The organism is Foetidibacter luteolus (genome assembly GCF_009650435.1).
GTDB classification, from domain to species: Bacteria; Bacteroidota; Bacteroidia; order Chitinophagales; family Chitinophagaceae; genus Foetidibacter; species Foetidibacter luteolus.
Window position 1 is genome coordinate 390,003 of record NZ_VVIP01000059.1, and the last position, 16,472, is coordinate 406,474.

A 16,472-nucleotide genomic window follows, 5' to 3' on the forward strand; every position below is an offset into this window, starting at 1 on the left:
AGTTTAATTACATCCAAAATATTTTTTGTTAAAGGGGCTGAAACGCAGGCTGGTATTGGGTTTGGTGGTGATATGAGCTATACCCGGCAATATTTGGTGGCCGGCGTCCGGTACTTTGTGGCGACCCAGTTGCGTCGCACTACTTTCATCGTTCTGTTTTTCATGGCGACTTTTTACCACGATTTTTGACGACGATTGTAAGCTGATTTTGCTGATTGCCCTGATGTAGAGAATTGTATCATGACTTGATGGCTTAATGTCTTTTTGACTCCCTGACTTTGACTTTTTTCTCATCCCTATCTTTGCCCTATGCGAAAACTAAGCATGGACGAACTGGGCCGCAAGACCATTGAAGAATTTAAACAGGCAGGAAAAAATTCAATAATAGTAGTATTGGATAACATACGCAGCATGCACAATGTAGGCAGCGTGTTCAGAACGGCGGATGCGTTTTTAACAGAAGCTATTTGCCTGTGTGGCTACACGCCACAACCACCACACAGGGATATACATAAAACGGCGTTGGGCGCAACAGAAACCGTAGATTGGTTGTACTACGCCAACACTATGGATGCAATAACGGAACTGAAGCAAAGAGGGTACAGGATATTCGCGGTGGAACAGGTGGAAGGGAGCATTTCTCTTGAGCAGTTTAACATGCCAGGCGAAAAGATTGCCATTGTTTTTGGTAACGAGGTGGAAGGCGTAAACAGCGATGTGCTGAAGCTTGCTGATGGCTGTATAGAGATACCGCAGTTTGGCATGAAGCATTCGCTGAACATTTCTGTGGCCGCAGGCATTGTACTCTGGAAACTTACCGAACCGGTATTAAAACAATTAAAGTAATATGGGATATTGTGTGCAGCAATACCAGATGGTGCAGGGGGCCCGAAGCGCCTTGCTAAGTTATTGCAGTTCCATTTCGCAGGTGCATTTAAACAGCGTTTTACCTGAGTTTGGCAACCGCTCCATGGCTGCCCTGCTGCTGCATGTTGCTGATGTGTATTTTGGTTGGCTGAAAGAGTTTGCCCTTGGGCAGCAGGTAATACCTTTTGCGATAACGGCCGATACCAACATACACGATATTACCAATGCGTTTGAGGAAGTGGATGCGCTGGTGGCCATTTTCCTGGAGCATTTCCGCCATAAGGAACAGGAGCCTGTAACGGGCAGGCTGCGTAATGGCAATGCTTACCAGGCTACGCCTTTTATGCTGTTTACGCATGTAACCACCCATGAGTTTCACCATAAAGGGCAATTGCTTACCATGAGCAGGTTATTGGATTACACACCCGTGGATACGGATGTGATAAGGTTTTGACTATAAAAGGGCAGTAAAACCGGGTTAATAAAAACGTTCTACATTTGCAGGTATGTCAACAGTTAAGAACTACTTATCTCTCATAAAATTTTCCCATACCATTTTTGCGTTGCCCTTTGCGATGATTGGATTCAGCCTTGCTTTTTACAGCGAAGATGCTATAAGGCATTTTATGGGTGGGTCGTTGCCTTCTTCGTACAGTATTTACTTTGGCCCATCCCTTGTGCTGTGGAAATTATTTTTGGTACTCATCTGCATGGTCACTGCCCGCAGCGCTGCCATGGCATTTAACCGCTACTTAGACAGGAGCTTTGATGCTAAAAATCCCCGTACAGCCATCAGGGAAATTCCTAAAGGTATTATAGCCCCTAACAGCGCCTTAAGGTTCGTTATTCTAAATTGCATCCTGTTTATGGCGGCTACTTTTTTTATCAATACCATTTGTTTTTACCTGTCGCCGGTGGCCCTTTTTGTTATCTTGTTTTACAGCTATACCAAAAGGTTTACTGCGCTTTGCCACCTGGTGCTGGGGCTGGGTTTGTCACTGGCGCCCATTGGTGCTTACCTGGCGGTAACGGGCCGTTTCGATATTTTGCCCATCCTCTTCTCGTTAGCGGTAATATTTTGGGTAAGCGGTTTTGATATTATTTACGCCCTGCAGGATGTTGATTTTGATAAAAGCCAAAAGCTGCATTCCATGCCGGCCGCTTTGGGCAAGAAAAACGCTTTAAGGGTATCTGAACTGCTGCACCTGTTAAGTGCAGCCTGTGTTGTTGCGGCAGGCATTTACGGTGGATTTCATGCGCTGTATTGGGTGGGCATTGCAGTGTTTGCCGGCATGTTGTTTTACCAGCATTCTATTGTAAAGCCAAATGATCTAAGCAAAGTAAACATAGCATTTATGACGGCCAACGGCATAGCCAGTGTTGTTTTTGGCGTACTGGTAATAGCGGATTTGCTCTTGTTGTAGTTGGGTGGTGAATGGTCAATGGTGAATGGTGAATATGGATGAGGGGTTAGGGTGTTGATGGTTAGTTAACAGCTTACAAGTTTTTTGCCTAAAACATTTTATTGATAATGCTTTATTAATTCATTCCTGCTACTTTATTTCGAAAACCTTGCTTTGATAAGTTCAGAAGGAAAGTAAACCATATTTATTCACCTTTGACCATTCACCATTCACCACATGCCTCGCATTCTCTGCATAGATTACGGTGCTAAACGAACCGGCATTGCCGCTACAGACCCGCTGAAGATTATTGCTACGGCCTTGGGCACGATTGATACCAAAGAATTATTCCCCTACTTAAAGGCTTATTTTTTAAAAGAAACAGTGGAACTGGTATTGGTGGGCGAACCCAAAAACCTGGATGACAGCGATACTCATGCCACGCCGCTGGTGAGGGCTTTTATTAAAAAGTTTCAGAAAGATTTTCCGGCCATACCTATACAAACGGTGGATGAACGTTACAGCTCTAAAATGGCATCACAGGCTATGGTTGAAATGGGGATGAAGAAAAAAGACCGGCAGATAAAAGGCAATATAGACCAGGTAGCCGCTACCATGATGCTGCAGGAATACCTGAGAACGCATGGATGATTTTACCAGCGAACCTGGACCAATGTGCATAGTATAAACCTGTTATATATCGCTGAGTAAAGAACAAGGATCGCAATGCTGCGGGGCGATGTCATTAAGTTAAGAAGAAAGACATTGTTCTTTGCGCCGTAGGTGCTACATGTTTGTAGAAATAGCATACAACAAGGGAATTATGCCGCATAGCTGCTACCCTTGAGCAACGATTGGGTAGCCACCCTGTGGCATCCGTTCATCTAAATGATGTTGTTTCTACAAACATACAGCCCCGATGGGGCTTAACTTAATGACATTGTGCTGCGGGATGCTGGCTTAGTTGCTCAGTAGAGATGTAGAGTACAAGTGAGTGACACAACGATGATTTATAGTAGCAATACAGTCCGTCCCATACGCTGCAAAAGCCGGCGGCTTTTGTCAAAACGCTTTGTTAACATTCTAACAATTATCTTCGCAGTTAATTTTTGCCGAATAAAGTATGATTTTACCGATAGTAGCTTACGGGGCGCCGGTTTTACGCAAAACCGCTCAGGACATTGACAAGGATTATCCCAACCTGCAAAAGTTTATTGAAGATATGTGGGAAACCATGTATGCCAGCAATGGTGTTGGCCTTGCCGCACCGCAGGTAAACCGTGATGTACGCATTTTTGTAATGGACAGCAGCCAGATTTTTGAAGGCCAGGAAGAGCAGGATAAAGGCAAATACCCCGATGAACCGGGTATAAAAAAAGTGTTTATTAATCCGCATGCCGTTGAGTTAGAGGGGGAGGAGTGGAGCTATAACGAAGGTTGCCTGAGCATACCCAAAATAAGGGAAGATGTGATGCGCCCCGAATCTGTTACGCTGGAATATGTTGACGAAAATTTTGAACCGCATACCGAAACTTTTCATGGCCTTACGGCACGCATTATTCAGCATGAGTACGACCACCTGGAAGGAAAACTTTTTATAGATTACATGAAGCCATTCAGGCGTAAGATGCTGCAGGGTAAGCTTACGGATATTACCAAAGGGAAGATTAAGGTGGATTATAAAATGACGTTCAGCAAATGAAAACAGGCATGATAACTGCGTTACATTCATCCGGCAATAAACTACAAATCTGAGCGGATGAAATGGCTGAATGTACTTCTTGTTTTTACTGTTACTATTGCCCGTGCCCAAACCAGCGACACGGCATTGAACCGAAAAGATACCTCTGTTTTTTTTGAAGGAAAGGTGTACCGCCTGCCGGAAGTGATTGTGCGTAATAACCTTGATTATAAAGATGTATTGCGCCGTATTAAAGAAGATACTACTTTTTACAAAGCTTTCCGCAACCTTAAAATAATTGAATACACAGCGTATAACGATATACGCATGCTTGATAAAAAGGGTAATGCAGAAGCTACTTACAACAGTAAAACACGCCAGCACCGGCAAAATGGCTGCCGCTCTACCGAAGTGCTTGAGCAAAAAACCACCGGCGATTTTTTTGATAAAAAAGGCAACTTTAACTACACTACCGGCGAAATGTTTGGCAGCCTTTTTTTTGCCAAAACACCAATATGCGGCGAAACCAATATTGTAAAAGGCGCAGCACCCAGCACGGCCGGTAAGAAGGGTATTGAAAAGCATAAAGAACAATTGAAAATGCTGTTCTTTAACCCTGGCAAAAAAATTCCCGGCATCCCATTTATTGGCAACAAGCTTGATTTGTATGACGATAAAGCGCATAAGCTGTACGATTATACACTGGATTATGTTGCCTATAAAGGCAGTTTTGCTTATGTGTTTACAGTAAAGGCAAAAGAAGACCTTGGCTTCTTTCGCCGCGATGATATTGTGGTAGACGAAATGGTTACCTGGTTTGATTATAAAAACATGGAAGTGCTGGCCCGCAATTACTCCCTTAGCTATGGCGCCGGCGTGTACGATTTTGATGTAAAGATGGAAGTGGAAATGGATAAAGCCGGTGATTTGCTGGTGCCCAAATTCCTGCGTTATAAAGGCAACTTTAAAGTAATATTTAAAGGAAGGGAAAGAGGTGAGTTTACCGCTACGTTATTTGATTATAAGAAATAGCAAAGCCGGAATTTTTTTATGGGCCCGGCAGGACTGCTACTATGAGGCTTTGCTTGCGTCGCACTCTTGTACTCTACCGCTTTACGCAACAACTAATCCCGCATCCCGCTGCATTTCCTGGATACGCCTTACTCTTTCCACGACAATGTGTCCCCGATGCCGCCTTACTTTTCAAAAACCAGCGCATCAGCATTTGCGCCAAGTTCTTTTAACGCTTCCAGGATGGCTTGCGTAAAAGCATCCGGCCCGCACACATAAAATGGCTGGTTGAAATTGCTGATGTGTTGCTGCAGAAAACTTTTATCAATGCGGCCATGAATATAGGAGGTGTTGGTTTCTCCTGTAATAATGTTGATGAAGTTGCTGCCCAGTATGGCCTTAAACTCTTCTTCGAGTATAATATCTTTCGTGGTTTTATTGGAGAATAGTAACTGGTTGCTGCCTATAGCGCCTTTTTTGTGCAAGTCTCTGAATATGGCGATAAACGGCGTTACCCCGGCCCCGCCGGCAATAAATACACCTTCACCTTTGTATTCAATCGTTCCCCAGGAGTCGCCGATTTCAAAGCGGTCGCCTGGCACTACCTGCGCCAGTTGATTGGTAACACCATCGTGGTCGGTATAACATTTAATGGTAAACTCCAGGTTGTTATCATCTGTTAAAGAGGTAAAAGTGAAGGGCCTTTTTTCTTTTTCCCAACCTTCTTTCAAAAGTGATAATTCTGTGGCCTGGCCGGGTTCGTAGTTGTAGCCTTCCGGCTTTTCAATAGTAAAGGAACGTACGTTATGGGTTACCTGTTTAACGGAAAGTATTTTTAGATGGAAGGTTTGCATAAGTTAACTGTTTTAATGGCTGTTAAATTTAGCATAACAAAAGTTCTTTAACACATGTTTTGATAATGGAATTTTAGTTTGCCTTATAGCTGAACTAAACCTTACTGCATGAAACTTTTATACGTTCCCTTGGGCTGCTTGTTGATTGCAGCCTGTAACAACAGTGAAAACAAACCTGTTACCGCGATTTTGGGGAAGGATTCTGTAAATTCTCCGGTTAAAGACTCAGGCGCAGGCCAGGAACCTGCTAAGAACGTGCCCGACAGTAAAAAGCAAACTTCAAAACAAAGAACGCTCAAGAGGCCTCAACTACAGAACCTCTATGCAAATAAACCTATACATGGCGGGGATACAATTATGTTCACCGCAGTAAGCAATGATTCGCTGGATAAACAGCTATCTGCAGATATTCCCGCATCTGCTTATTTCCGAAGTTACTTTCTCAAACAGGAGCCAGCGGAGAGTTTTGAACTTTCTTTAAAAGAAAGAAAAACTTATATTACAAAAGGCGGTACGGAAATTACCATAGATGCAGCGGACCTTGTTATGGAAGATGGCAGCCCGGTAAATGGAAATATTACTATTACCGTTAAAGAAATGCTGCGGCAGGAAGATATGCTGAAAATGCAGGCGCCAACAACAAGCAATGGGGAGTTGTTGGAGTCGGGAGGTTCCTGGTTAATAGAAGCAAAAAGCGGTGAAAGGAAAGTCAATGTAAAAAATGGCCGCAGCTACGCAATCTCGTTGCCTGATACAAGATATAATGGTTACGATGTTTTTTATGGAAATAATGCCCTGGATTCTGCCATTGATTGGAGTTTAAGTGAGGGGAAAAATGAGTTCAGCATCGGCGTGTACAGTATGTCTGGTGTTGGAATAACTGGTCACCTCTTTAAAAGGCATTCTTTCTCTTCAGACGATAGAACAGATGCTTTAAGTGCCAGTTTTGTGAACCAGGCCTGGATAATTACACCTACAACTATTCAGAAATACTCCATCAGGAAAAAGAAATTATTGATACAAGGTAAAGAAAGAATGTTTGCTGAAGAACGGTACAAATCATCAGAAATTTACCTGGCTGAAATGGAAAAAAAGGATATTGATTTCCTTGAACGTTTTTCCCGTCAGTGTTCCGTAGTTGAGTACATCAGGGACAACAGGTTTGCTTCCAACACCGGGTATATTTTGGAAAATGAATGGCAGGGAAAATTCTACCAGGTGGTTATAGATTCAACATTATTGGCAGGAACGAGCAGGCTATTTCCCGATGGATTAAGAAAGTCATTTTCAAAAAGGGTAGAAGGTTTTATAAAGGCAGCTATAATGGCCTCTGGCCAACCCGCTTCGTTAGTAAACAATAAGCCTGTTGCGTATGTAACCACGTTTGGCTGGATAAATTGCGACAGGTTTTATAAATCGCCTGGGCCTAAAATGAATTATTATGCAAAGTTGTCAACCCCTAGTAAGCTTAGCGCTTTGCAACCATTTCTCCTGTTCAGGAATATCAAATCACTGCTTTCCGGCACGACGAGTAAAGGCCGCCTGCTTTTCTCAAAGATCCCTAAAGGAAACGAAGTAAAATGTATTGTGCTTGCGAGGGCAAATGATAAAACCCTTGTGGGAGCAACTGATTATTTTAAGCTTGGGTCGCCTGATGAACCAGCGATGGTAACCTTACAAGAAAAGACCGATGCAGAGATTAAAAAACTGCTTAATGAATTGTAGATTTTATCTTCAACCGTAGCAAATTTGTAATTATTTTGAATAAGGGCCAGAAAGTCGCCATGAAAACAGAACGTACAAGTGAGTGACACAACAGGCGATGCCATGATAATCCTGTCGCCCGGCTCATAAAAAATCTTGCTCAACACTTGTTCAATTCAATCAAATACTTACCTTTGCCGCCCCAAAAAGTTCTTTTTAGATAAGACTAATTGAATTTGGGAGTCCTTCGACAAGCTCAGGATGACATCCGGCGAGTAAGGACGTTTGAACCAATAAAATTGAAACAATGGCTAAAGAAATTTCAACTTACGTTAAGTTGCAGGTAAAAGGCGGCCAAGCCAACCCTGCACCGCCCGTAGGCCCTGCACTGGGTTCTAAAGGTGTGAACATCATGGAGTTCTGCAAACAGTTTAACGCCAGAACCCAGGACAAAATGGGAAAAATCCTCCCTGTTCTCCTCACAGTTTATACAGACAAGTCGTTCGACTTTGTTATCAAAACCGCTCCCGCTTCTATCCAGCTACTGGAAGCAGCTAAAGTTCAAAAAGGTTCCAAGGAAAGTAACCGCGCAAAAGTTGGTAAAGTTACCTGGGCACAGGTTGAGGCTATCGCCAAAGACAAAATGCCCGATCTTAACTGTTTTACCATTGAGAGTGCGATGAAAATGGTAGCCGGTACAGCCCGCAGTTTGGGCCTTACCATTGATGGCGCCGCTCCTTGGGAAAATTAATTAACACTAAACTTTTTGTACAATGGCAAAGCTTAATAAAAAAAGAAAAGTAGCGGAAGCGAAAATTGATAAAACAAAAATCTATTCTTTAAAAGATGCGTCTGCACTGGTGAAAGACATTAACACCACTAAGTTTGACGCTTCTGTTGACCTGCACATACGCCTGGGTGTTGACCCTAAGAAGGCCGACCAGCAGGTTCGTGGCACCGTAACTCTTCCCCACGGTACCGGTAAAACAAAACGCGTATTGGTTTTGTGCACCCCCGATAAAGAAGAATCTGCAAAAGCAGCTGGTGCTGACTTTGTGGGCCTGGATGAGTTCATTACCAAAATTGAAGGCGGCTGGACTGATGTAGACGTTATTGTGGCTACGCCTTCTGTAATGCCTAAAATTGGTAAACTGGGTAAAATATTGGGCCCCCGTAACCTGATGCCCAACCCCAAAACAGGTACTGTTACCAACGATGTGGCAGCCGCTGTTAACGAGGTAAAAGGTGGTAAAATTGCGTTTAAAGTTGATAAAGCCGGTATTGTACACGCTTCTATCGGCCGCGTATCTTTTGCCCCGGAAAAAATTGCCGCTAATGCGCATGAGTTAATTAACTCCATCATAAAACTGAAACCAGCTACCGCTAAAGGTGTTTACCTGAAAGGTTTAAGCATGGCCAGCAGCATGAGCCCCGGCATAGCCATCGAAACAAAATCATTAATGAACTAATCCTGGTGATCCCGCAAGGGAAGTGACCCGGGTTCTTAAAAGTTAGTTATGACTAAAGACCAGAAAAATGAAGTGATTGAAATTCTTAAAGAGAAATTCAACCAATATAACAACTTCTATGTTGCCAATACGGAAGCCCTTACAGTAGCACAGGTAGGTAAGCTGCGCCGTATTTGCTTTGATAAAAAAGTAGAAATGAAGGTGGCTAAAAACACCCTCATCCGCAAAGCCCTGGAATCAATTGATGAAAAAAGGTACGAAGGCGTTTACGAAAGCCTGAACGGTGTTACCGCCCTGCTTTTCAGCGAAAATGCAAAAGAGCCGGCTTTGATCATCAGTTCTTTTCGCAAAGATGCGAATACTGAAAAGCCCATCTTGAAAGCTGCTTACATAGACAGCGATGTATTTGTTGGCAACGACCAGTTGGAAACACTGAAATCTCTGAAAAGCAAGCAAGACCTTATCGGCGAGATCATTGGCTTACTGCAGTCTCCTGCAAAGAATGTTATCAGCGGCCTGAACGCTGGTGGCAAGCTGGCCAGCCTGGTAAAAGCGCTGGAAGAAAGAGGAGCCGAAGCTTAAGAAGAATAGCCATGAGTAATGAACTGTGGGCTGTGCGGGTATTACTCACAGCTTATAGCTAAAAGCTCGTAGCTTATAAAATAACCGGTCCAGCCTGAGGACTGATTTAAACAAGTTTTTTTAAACCTCCGCCGGAGCGCAGGCAATGAAGGCGGAAAAAATTTGAAAACAATGGCAGACTTAAAAGCATTTGCTGAACAACTGGTTAACTTAACAGTAAAAGAAGTTAACGAATTAGCTAAAATTTTGAAAGAAGAGTACGGCATCGAGCCGGCTGCTGCTGCAGTAGCTGTTAGCGCTGGTCCCGCTGCTGCTGCACCTGTTGCTGAAGAAAAAACCGCTTTCGACGTAATCCTGAAAAGTGGTGGCGCTAACAAACTGCAGGTAGTTAAGATTGTTAAAGATCTTACCGGCCTTGGTTTGAAAGAAGCTAAAGAACTGGTAGACGGTGCTCCTAAAGCAGTTAAAGAAGGCGTAGCTAAAGCTGAAGCCGACGACCTGGCTGCTAAACTGAAAGAAGCCGGTGCTGATGTAGAAATCAAATAATTCTTCTGAAGCTTAATAACCAAAGAACCTCATCCTGCAAAGGGTGGGGTTCTTTGGTTATGGGTGGATGCTTGGTAAATGGCAGGTGGTAGAGGCAGCCGGTTATAAAACCTCGCTTTTTACATCGTACATCTCACATCAAAAATCCAACATATCAAGGGTACTTCGTACTTCAACTTTCGTACTTGCTTTAGGGGGTGCCCCCAAGCTGCGCAAGGGGTCGGGCAGAACTGCGTTCGCAACCTTCGTCAAAGCAACATTTAGTTGCTTTTCCTTGCTTGTGCTGCAAGTCCTCGCCACTCGTTCCTCGTGGCTGTGGGCTTTCCGCTTCAATCCCTCACCCGAAAGTGTAACCTGCTGCTTTTTTGTAGAAAAGTGCAGGCTTAACAAGCTGCAAAGTCTTTTTAAAAACTGCAGTCAACTTCAACTTATAACTTTCCTACTTTGGAAGTGGCGCTGTCTTTAAAAAACTCATCCCCCGGCTTGCTGTTGGTATTTGAATGGCCCTGTTTTTTGAAGGCGATAGAAAAAGTGGCGCCTTTGCCTAATTCACTTGCTACATCTATATTGGCCTGGTGCAGGTTAAGAATGGTAAATACGGAAGAAAGGCCTAAGCCAAGGCCACTCTTTTTAAGTGTGGAAAAAGGTTCAAAAAGCCTGGGCATAAAATCTTTAGGTATGCCGCAGCCATTATCGGTTATTTCCAGGATGTAGCAATCCTCATCATTTTTAATGGTAATATCCAGAAGTTTGCCTTCGGTACCCTGCATAGCATCTACGGCGTTGATAATAAGATTACCCAGTGCAATCTTAAGCTTCTGCCTGTCAGCAAGTACCAACGGGGTGCCTGCATCGTAATGCCTGGTCACCTGTATGTTGTTCATGGCAAGGCTGTCCTGCGAAGCTGAAAGCGCTTCTTCCAGCAGTTCTTTTAAAGAGGCCAGCTCAAAATCGAAATTGGTTGATTTGGTGGAGTCAATAAGTTGGGAGATAAGGTGGTTAATACGGCCGGAGTTGCGGCGTATAATATCCAGCAACACTTTATCCTCTTCGTCGCTAACCTGCTGTATAAGGCTGTCTGCCGCAAGTTCTATATTGGTTAAAGGGTTACGTATTTCATGCCCCAGCATGCGTATCAGCTTTTCCGTTGCATCCATCTTCTGCATCTGCATGTTTACATTTTCCGCACGTTTTAATTCCGTAATGTCCCTTAAAATGCAGTGGTATAATTCCTGTTCCTCGTAATTTATCTTGGAGATGGTAAGCAGGCAAACCCTGTTACGTTGCCGTTCTGTTTTAACGTCTATTTCAAGGTTATTAATATGCTCATTGTTTTCCAGGGAGTGGTATAATGCACGTCCTGTTTTTCCTTCTTTTAAGAAATGATAAAGGTTATGTGTGGTTAGTGTTTCTTCATCCGTTTCAAAAAGCATGCAGGCCGCATTGTTTACTTCTCTCAAAAACAAAAACCGGTCTGCTATAAAGATGGCATCCGCGGATTTTTCAAACAGGCTGCGGTACTTGTTTTCGCTCTCCTTTATAGTTGCCACAGCCTTGCTCCTGTCAAGCGCATACCTTATGCAGCGTTCCAGTTTTTCGGCATTCAGTTCGGCTTTAACAAGGTAGTCTGTTGCGCCACGTTCCATTGCCTGTATATCCACGTTGCGGCTACCCTTACCGGTAAGAACGATAACCGGCGCATTGAACCCGAACTTGCGCATTTCTTCCAATAACTGAAGCGCCGTGCTTTCGCCCAGCCTGTAATCAACAAAATACAGGTCGTAGGCATTGTCGGCCATTTTAAACAGCGCTTTGGAGTAATCGTCGCACCATTCCACCAGCAGGCGTTCATCCCCGGTTTCGCGGATGTAATTGCTGAAAAGGAAAAAATCAATTTCATCATCTTCTACCAGTAATATCCTTATTTTGTTGTCCTGGCTCATGCTTGTAATTTTTCCGGTAAAAGAATATAAATAGTACAGCCATCTTCACCCGTTGAAACTGCCGTAATATACCCCTGGTGGTTCTCTGCTATCTTCCTGCAAATACTAAGCCCCAAACCAGCCCCGGGGTAGGCACTCTTGCCATTAAGCTTAACAAACGGGTTGAATATTTTTTCCTGCATTTCAGGGTTAAAACCAATGCCGTTGTCTTTTAAACTAACCCGGTGGTAGCGCTGCATTTCCGGGCCTGCTTTTACATTGTCTGAACTGATTTCTACAATACAATTGTCGCCGTTTTTTTTAAACTTAAACGCATTGTTAAGCAGGTTGATAAAAAGCAATTTCAACTGGCCAGGGATGCCCCTTACAACAGGCAGCATATTATTCATCCGTAACGTTATATGACTGCCGTTAGCGTTTAATTCATTTGCCGCTAGTTCGCTGATGATGGTATTAAGGTTGCAATCTTCAAAACTATTGATGGTATTGTGGGTATCGTATAATGAAGCTAAGCCTTTTGTAAGGGCCGACAGTTCTGCTGAAACTGTTTGTATGCGCTGCAGGTAGGCGGACAAATCTCCCTGCGGATGGTGTACAAGCCTGTCTGAAAGTGCTGATAATTTGCGTACAGGAGATTGCAGGTCGTGTAAGGCCAGGTCGAAAAACTCGTTTCTTTCATTGCTGTAAAACAAGGTAAGCTGCTGTAATAAACTGGCCAATGCTTTATGACCTGCAGTTTCATCCGCGGCATTAATAATTACAAGCAGCAGATCTACATTTATGCGGCGGGCATGCATAAACGGTGTATCGTATTCGTAAAATTCAAAACTCTGTGGCAGGCTGAAACTATAGGCCTGTCCATTTTTTAATTGCAGGCATTTATCCCATTCCGGTTGAATGGCAGACAGGAAAGATTCCGTGAAAGGATTTGCCCCCCCGGAATTGACCACTTTTTTGCCGGTTGTATTATACAAAAAAATGTGGCCTTCTACAGACAAGCCATCATGAATACTGGATATCGGTGTTTCAAAATGCATTAGGCCGCAGGTATATAATTAAATTGTAGGTTATGCTAAAATCATACCCATTTATTAAATTAGTTAAAATTCAAACAGATACGGCTTAAATTTTACGGAGGGTGGACAAATCAGCTATTGCAAAAGCTGGTCATATATCTTACTGCTTCCTGCAGCGATTTCATATCAGAAGGCTTTACCAGGTAATCGCTGGCACCAAGTTCAATACAATGTGTTTTGTAGGCATTAGAGCCGGATGTACTCCATACAACCTTGGGAATGGCCATATACCTTTTTTCATTGCTTAGCCATTTCAGTATTTCGCTGGCATTAAGGCCGGGCATGTTATAATCCAGGATTACCAGGCAGGGCAAACCTTCGTCAGGAAGCGAATCCAGGTATTCCAGCAGCTTTTTGCCATTGTCAATGTGAACGATCACGAATTTTTCATCCAGCGCTATTAACGCTTCTTCCAGCATTTCCTGGTCATCAATATCGTCTTCCCCGGAAAGAATCAGCTTGCTGCCCTGTGTTGCAGCGGATGGGTGAACATTCAGTGTGTTTTTCACAAAGCTGTTTTAAAGGATATGATTGTTATATATAAAACAGGTACAATGAGTGTACCATACTCAAAAGCATGAACCAATTACAATATTAGCAGATAACGCTGTTATTTCAAATAACCCCAAAAAGTGTTTATGGTGATTCAGCGGCGAGGCATACTGGCGGGGCTTTATTGTACCGGTACGGAAGGTGATATCTTCGCGTTGCTCCATAAAGATATACAGTACAAGTGAGTGACACAACCAAAGCTCAATAGTAGTAATGCACCCTGTCTCCAAAAAAAGAAAAGAAAAAAATAAAGGCGGGTAATGATCTTATTTGCCTTCGGCAACCATATCTGCAGAGTAATTTTTGGGCTCTTTTGAGCCGGAGCCAACGCGTTTGCGGTAGTTTTTAAACATGCTTTGCCATTGTATGCTAAGCACGCCGAAAATGCCTTCTTTTAAGATGCCCTTGTTCATCTTGCTAACGCCAACTTTTCTGTCAACAAATACAATGGGCACTTCAACAATCTTAAAGCCCAGTTTCCATGAAGCGAATTTCATTTCTATCTGGAAGGCGTAGCCTACAAAGGTTATTTCATCAAGATTAATGGTTTCCAGCACTTTTTTAGTGTAGCAAACAAAGCCGGCAGTAGGGTCGTTAACCGGCATCCAGGTGATAAGACGTGTATAAAAAGCACCGCCGCGGGAATAAATATGGCGGTCTGCAGGCCAGTTTTCTATTTTGCCACCAGGTACATAACGGCTGCCTACCGCAACATCGGCGCTGCCGTGTTTGCAGGCATGGTACAGGCGCTCCAGGTCGTTAGGGTTGTGAGAAAAATCGGCGTCCATTTCAAAAATATACTCATAGCCTTTTTCCAGCGCCCATTTAAAGCCGTGGATGTAGGCTGTGCCCAGGCCTTGTTTACCCTTTCTTTCTTCAAGAAACAATACGCCTGAGTAAGTTATCATCAGCTCTTTAACAATGGCGGCAGTGCCATCCGGACTGCCGTCATCAATTACAAGAATATGGTAATGTTTACGCAAAGAAAACACGGCCTTAATAATGGCAGCAATATTCTCTTTTTCGTTATAAGTAGGTATGATAACTAGTTTTTCCACTAAATTCTAACTTGCCCGGTTGCAAAAGTAATTTTTTACCCTTAGCAAAAACGTAAGATGCCTGATACCCGCAGTTAACCAAATTCTATTTATGGTTTCTTTAACAGCGTACGGTTAAGTATTTCGGTTAGCTTTTGCTTGGTATGCATGGCAAAATCCCCCTTCATCATCCAGTCGTAATACTGTGGCTCCTGCTTAAGCACATCTGTAACAGCCTTGCCTTTATGTTTGCCAAAATTAAAAGTTTCAACCCCGTTAACCTTTATAAAACGCCTTGCAAAGTCTACAAAATCGTCTTCGCCTGTAAACTTACAAATGCTTTCTACTGAGTTGCCTATGTTTTCATATTTTTCAATCTGCGCTTCCAGTACTTCCCAGGTGGCTGTGGCATCAACTTCAGCGCTGTGGGCCCCGTCCAGCACTTTGTTGCAGTAAAATTTATAAGCGGCGCTAAGGGTTCTTTGTTCCATCAGGTGAAAAACCTTTTGTACGTCTACCATCCTTCTGCCATCTGTATTAAAATCAAGGCCGGCACGCAAAAACTCTTCCACCAGCATAGGAATGTCAAAACGGTTGCTGTTGTAGCCGCCCAGGTCGCAGTTTTCCAGAAACTGTTTTATTTCGTTGGCTACCTGTTTAAAAGTAGGGGCGTCTTTTACCATTTCATCGGTAATGCCATGCACATCGCTGGATGTTTTGGGTATCGGCATTTGTGGGTTTACCAGCTTTCTCTTTACAACTTTTGAGCCATCGGCAAGTATTTTAACAATGGCTATCTCCACAATTTTGTCTGTGCCAATATTTACACCGGTAGTTTCCAGGTCTATAAAGGCAATCGGACGGGTTAACTGCAATTTCATTATTACTGCTATATTGATAAACGTTGCGAATGTAAAACAGATTTACCGGGATTGGCTAAGCTTTTTTCCCCACCATATTTTTTAAGCTGCAATCCATCCAGGGCAATTCAATATTCTTTTTTTACAGTTCATTACCACCGGCCTTTACCTGCTGCAGTTTAACCGGCAATTTTGCATACGCTAACAATTTATAAAAACCCTTTACAATAAAAAACATCATGAAAAGATTATCACTGCTGGCTTGGATAGCATTGTCCATCGCTTTTACAAGTTGCAAGAAAAACGCTGACGCCCCCGTAATTACCGATACGCCACGCACCGAAGTACCCGCGGAAATGCTTACGGCCGAGGGAAAATACTGGACAATCGGCACCATCTCCAGCGTATATTTTCACAACACAAGCTCCGGCGCTTATTACGACTACGTAAGAAACGGTGGCGGGGTAGTAGTGTTCTTTAAATTTAAACCCGGCGGTTATTTTGAAAACCTGGTGTATGTGGTAGCTAATAGTTACGGCACTTCTACCGAAACCTGGACTTCTATTGAAGGAACAGTTGAGTTTACCCAAAAGCAGGGTAAGGATGTGTTTATCACGCATGCCAATAAAGGCATTTACCGCATCAGGAAAAATGTAGAACAAAGCTCAAGGCCGGTGCCTGTTGCCGACTTGAAAGACCAGCATTCCAACACCTTTCTCTATGCTCCGTGGGAAAACGATGAAGACCCTAACAGAACCTACACGCTGATGCTTAACCTTGACTGGTACCCACAGGTTGACCTTAATGACCTAGACAATACCGTAAAACCTGAATGGGTAAACAAGTTTCACATAGAAGATTAGCCTGCGCAATCTTTCGAAAATAAG

The 16,472-nt window shown here is 43.3% G+C and carries 19 protein-coding genes; 12 read left to right on the top strand and 7 right to left on the bottom strand.

Annotated elements, in window-relative coordinates:
* Positions 1-3: 3 nt before the first annotated feature.
* Positions 4-294, bottom strand: a complete 291-nt coding sequence (locus F0364_RS20270) for a hypothetical protein (protein ID WP_153799624.1) — start codon at positions 292-294, stop codon at positions 4-6.
* A 15-nt stretch (positions 295-309) separates the two neighbouring features.
* Between F0364_RS20270 and F0364_RS20275 the strand changes: the two genes are divergently transcribed.
* The 6 genes from F0364_RS20275 to F0364_RS20300 all read left to right on the top strand — a co-directional run bounded on the left by F0364_RS20275 (position 310) and on the right by F0364_RS20300 (position 4,983).
* Entirely contained in the window at positions 310-846 is a 537-nt protein-coding gene (locus tag F0364_RS20275) for an RNA methyltransferase (RefSeq protein ID WP_153799625.1), read from the top strand.
* A gap of 1 nt (position 847) precedes the next feature.
* A complete protein-coding gene (locus F0364_RS20280; protein ID WP_153799626.1) occupies positions 848-1,321 on the top strand; it encodes a DinB family protein in 474 nt (157 codons plus the stop codon).
* 52 nt (positions 1,322-1,373) lie between these two features.
* The gene (locus tag F0364_RS20285) at positions 1,374-2,291 is read left to right on the top strand and encodes a UbiA-like polyprenyltransferase (RefSeq protein WP_153799627.1); all 918 of its coding nucleotides are present in this window, start codon (positions 1,374-1,376) and stop codon (positions 2,289-2,291) included.
* 216 nt (positions 2,292-2,507) lie between these two features.
* Positions 2,508-2,921 (top strand): Holliday junction resolvase RuvX, encoded by a 414-nt coding sequence (ruvX, locus tag F0364_RS20290; RefSeq protein WP_153799628.1) that lies wholly within the window; start codon positions 2,508-2,510, stop codon positions 2,919-2,921.
* Between the two features lie 472 nt (positions 2,922-3,393).
* Positions 3,394-3,972 carry a peptide deformylase gene (gene def / locus F0364_RS20295; RefSeq protein ID WP_153799629.1) on the top strand — a complete coding sequence of 193 codons (579 nt, stop codon included), beginning with the start codon at positions 3,394-3,396 and terminating at the stop codon, positions 3,970-3,972.
* Positions 3,973-4,029: 57 nt separating this feature from the next.
* On the top strand, positions 4,030-4,983 hold the full coding sequence (locus F0364_RS20300; protein WP_153799630.1) for a hypothetical protein: 954 nt from the start codon (positions 4,030-4,032) through the stop codon (positions 4,981-4,983).
* Between the two features lie 164 nt (positions 4,984-5,147).
* Here the strand turns inward: F0364_RS20300 and F0364_RS20305 are convergent, their stop codons facing one another.
* Positions 5,148-5,816, bottom strand: coding sequence for an FAD-binding oxidoreductase (locus tag F0364_RS20305; protein WP_153799631.1), 669 nt, complete (start codon positions 5,814-5,816; stop codon positions 5,148-5,150).
* Positions 5,817-5,924: 108 nt separating this feature from the next.
* On the opposite strand from F0364_RS20305, the gene F0364_RS20310 reads away from it, so the two are divergent.
* The 5 genes from F0364_RS20310 (at position 5,925) to rplL (ending at position 10,117) form a co-directional block, all read left to right on the top strand.
* Positions 5,925-7,541, top strand: coding sequence for a hypothetical protein (locus F0364_RS20310; RefSeq protein WP_153799632.1), 1,617 nt, complete (start codon positions 5,925-5,927; stop codon positions 7,539-7,541).
* A gap of 286 nt (positions 7,542-7,827) precedes the next feature.
* Complete coding sequence (rplK, locus tag F0364_RS20315; protein WP_153799633.1) at positions 7,828-8,271, top strand: 50S ribosomal protein L11; 444 nt, start codon at positions 7,828-7,830, stop codon at positions 8,269-8,271.
* Between the two features lie 22 nt (positions 8,272-8,293).
* Positions 8,294-8,989 (top strand): 50S ribosomal protein L1, encoded by a 696-nt coding sequence (rplA, locus tag F0364_RS20320; RefSeq protein WP_153799634.1) that lies wholly within the window; start codon positions 8,294-8,296, stop codon positions 8,987-8,989.
* Positions 8,990-9,037: 48 nt separating this feature from the next.
* Positions 9,038-9,571, top strand: a complete 534-nt coding sequence (gene rplJ / locus F0364_RS20325; RefSeq protein WP_153799635.1) for a 50S ribosomal protein L10 — start codon at positions 9,038-9,040, stop codon at positions 9,569-9,571.
* 171 nt (positions 9,572-9,742) lie between these two features.
* Positions 9,743-10,117 (top strand): 50S ribosomal protein L7/L12, encoded by a 375-nt coding sequence (rplL, locus tag F0364_RS20330; protein ID WP_153799636.1) that lies wholly within the window; start codon positions 9,743-9,745, stop codon positions 10,115-10,117.
* 428 nt (positions 10,118-10,545) lie between these two features.
* Here rplL and F0364_RS20335 read toward each other — a convergent pair whose 3' ends face one another.
* The 5 genes from F0364_RS20335 to F0364_RS20355 form a co-directional block, all read right to left on the bottom strand.
* Positions 10,546-12,060 carry a hybrid sensor histidine kinase/response regulator gene (locus F0364_RS20335; RefSeq protein ID WP_153799637.1) on the bottom strand — a complete coding sequence of 505 codons (1,515 nt, stop codon included), beginning with the start codon at positions 12,058-12,060 and terminating at the stop codon, positions 10,546-10,548.
* A complete protein-coding gene (locus tag F0364_RS20340; RefSeq protein WP_153799638.1) occupies positions 12,057-13,097 on the bottom strand; it encodes a sensor histidine kinase in 1,041 nt (346 codons plus the stop codon). The genes F0364_RS20335 and F0364_RS20340 overlap by 4 nt, the downstream gene beginning before the upstream one ends.
* Before the next feature lie 110 nt (positions 13,098-13,207).
* Complete coding sequence (locus tag F0364_RS20345) at positions 13,208-13,645, bottom strand: response regulator (protein ID WP_153799639.1); 438 nt, start codon at positions 13,643-13,645, stop codon at positions 13,208-13,210.
* 309 nt (positions 13,646-13,954) lie between these two features.
* Positions 13,955-14,746, bottom strand: coding sequence for a polyprenol monophosphomannose synthase (locus F0364_RS20350; RefSeq protein ID WP_153799640.1), 792 nt, complete (start codon positions 14,744-14,746; stop codon positions 13,955-13,957).
* A gap of 89 nt (positions 14,747-14,835) precedes the next feature.
* Entirely contained in the window at positions 14,836-15,606 is a 771-nt protein-coding gene (locus F0364_RS20355) for a 3'-5' exonuclease (protein WP_207632791.1), read from the bottom strand.
* 218 nt (positions 15,607-15,824) lie between these two features.
* On the opposite strand from F0364_RS20355, the gene F0364_RS20360 reads away from it, so the two are divergent.
* Positions 15,825-16,448 (top strand): hypothetical protein, encoded by a 624-nt coding sequence (locus F0364_RS20360; protein WP_153799642.1) that lies wholly within the window; start codon positions 15,825-15,827, stop codon positions 16,446-16,448.
* Positions 16,449-16,472: the final 24 nt, after the last annotated feature.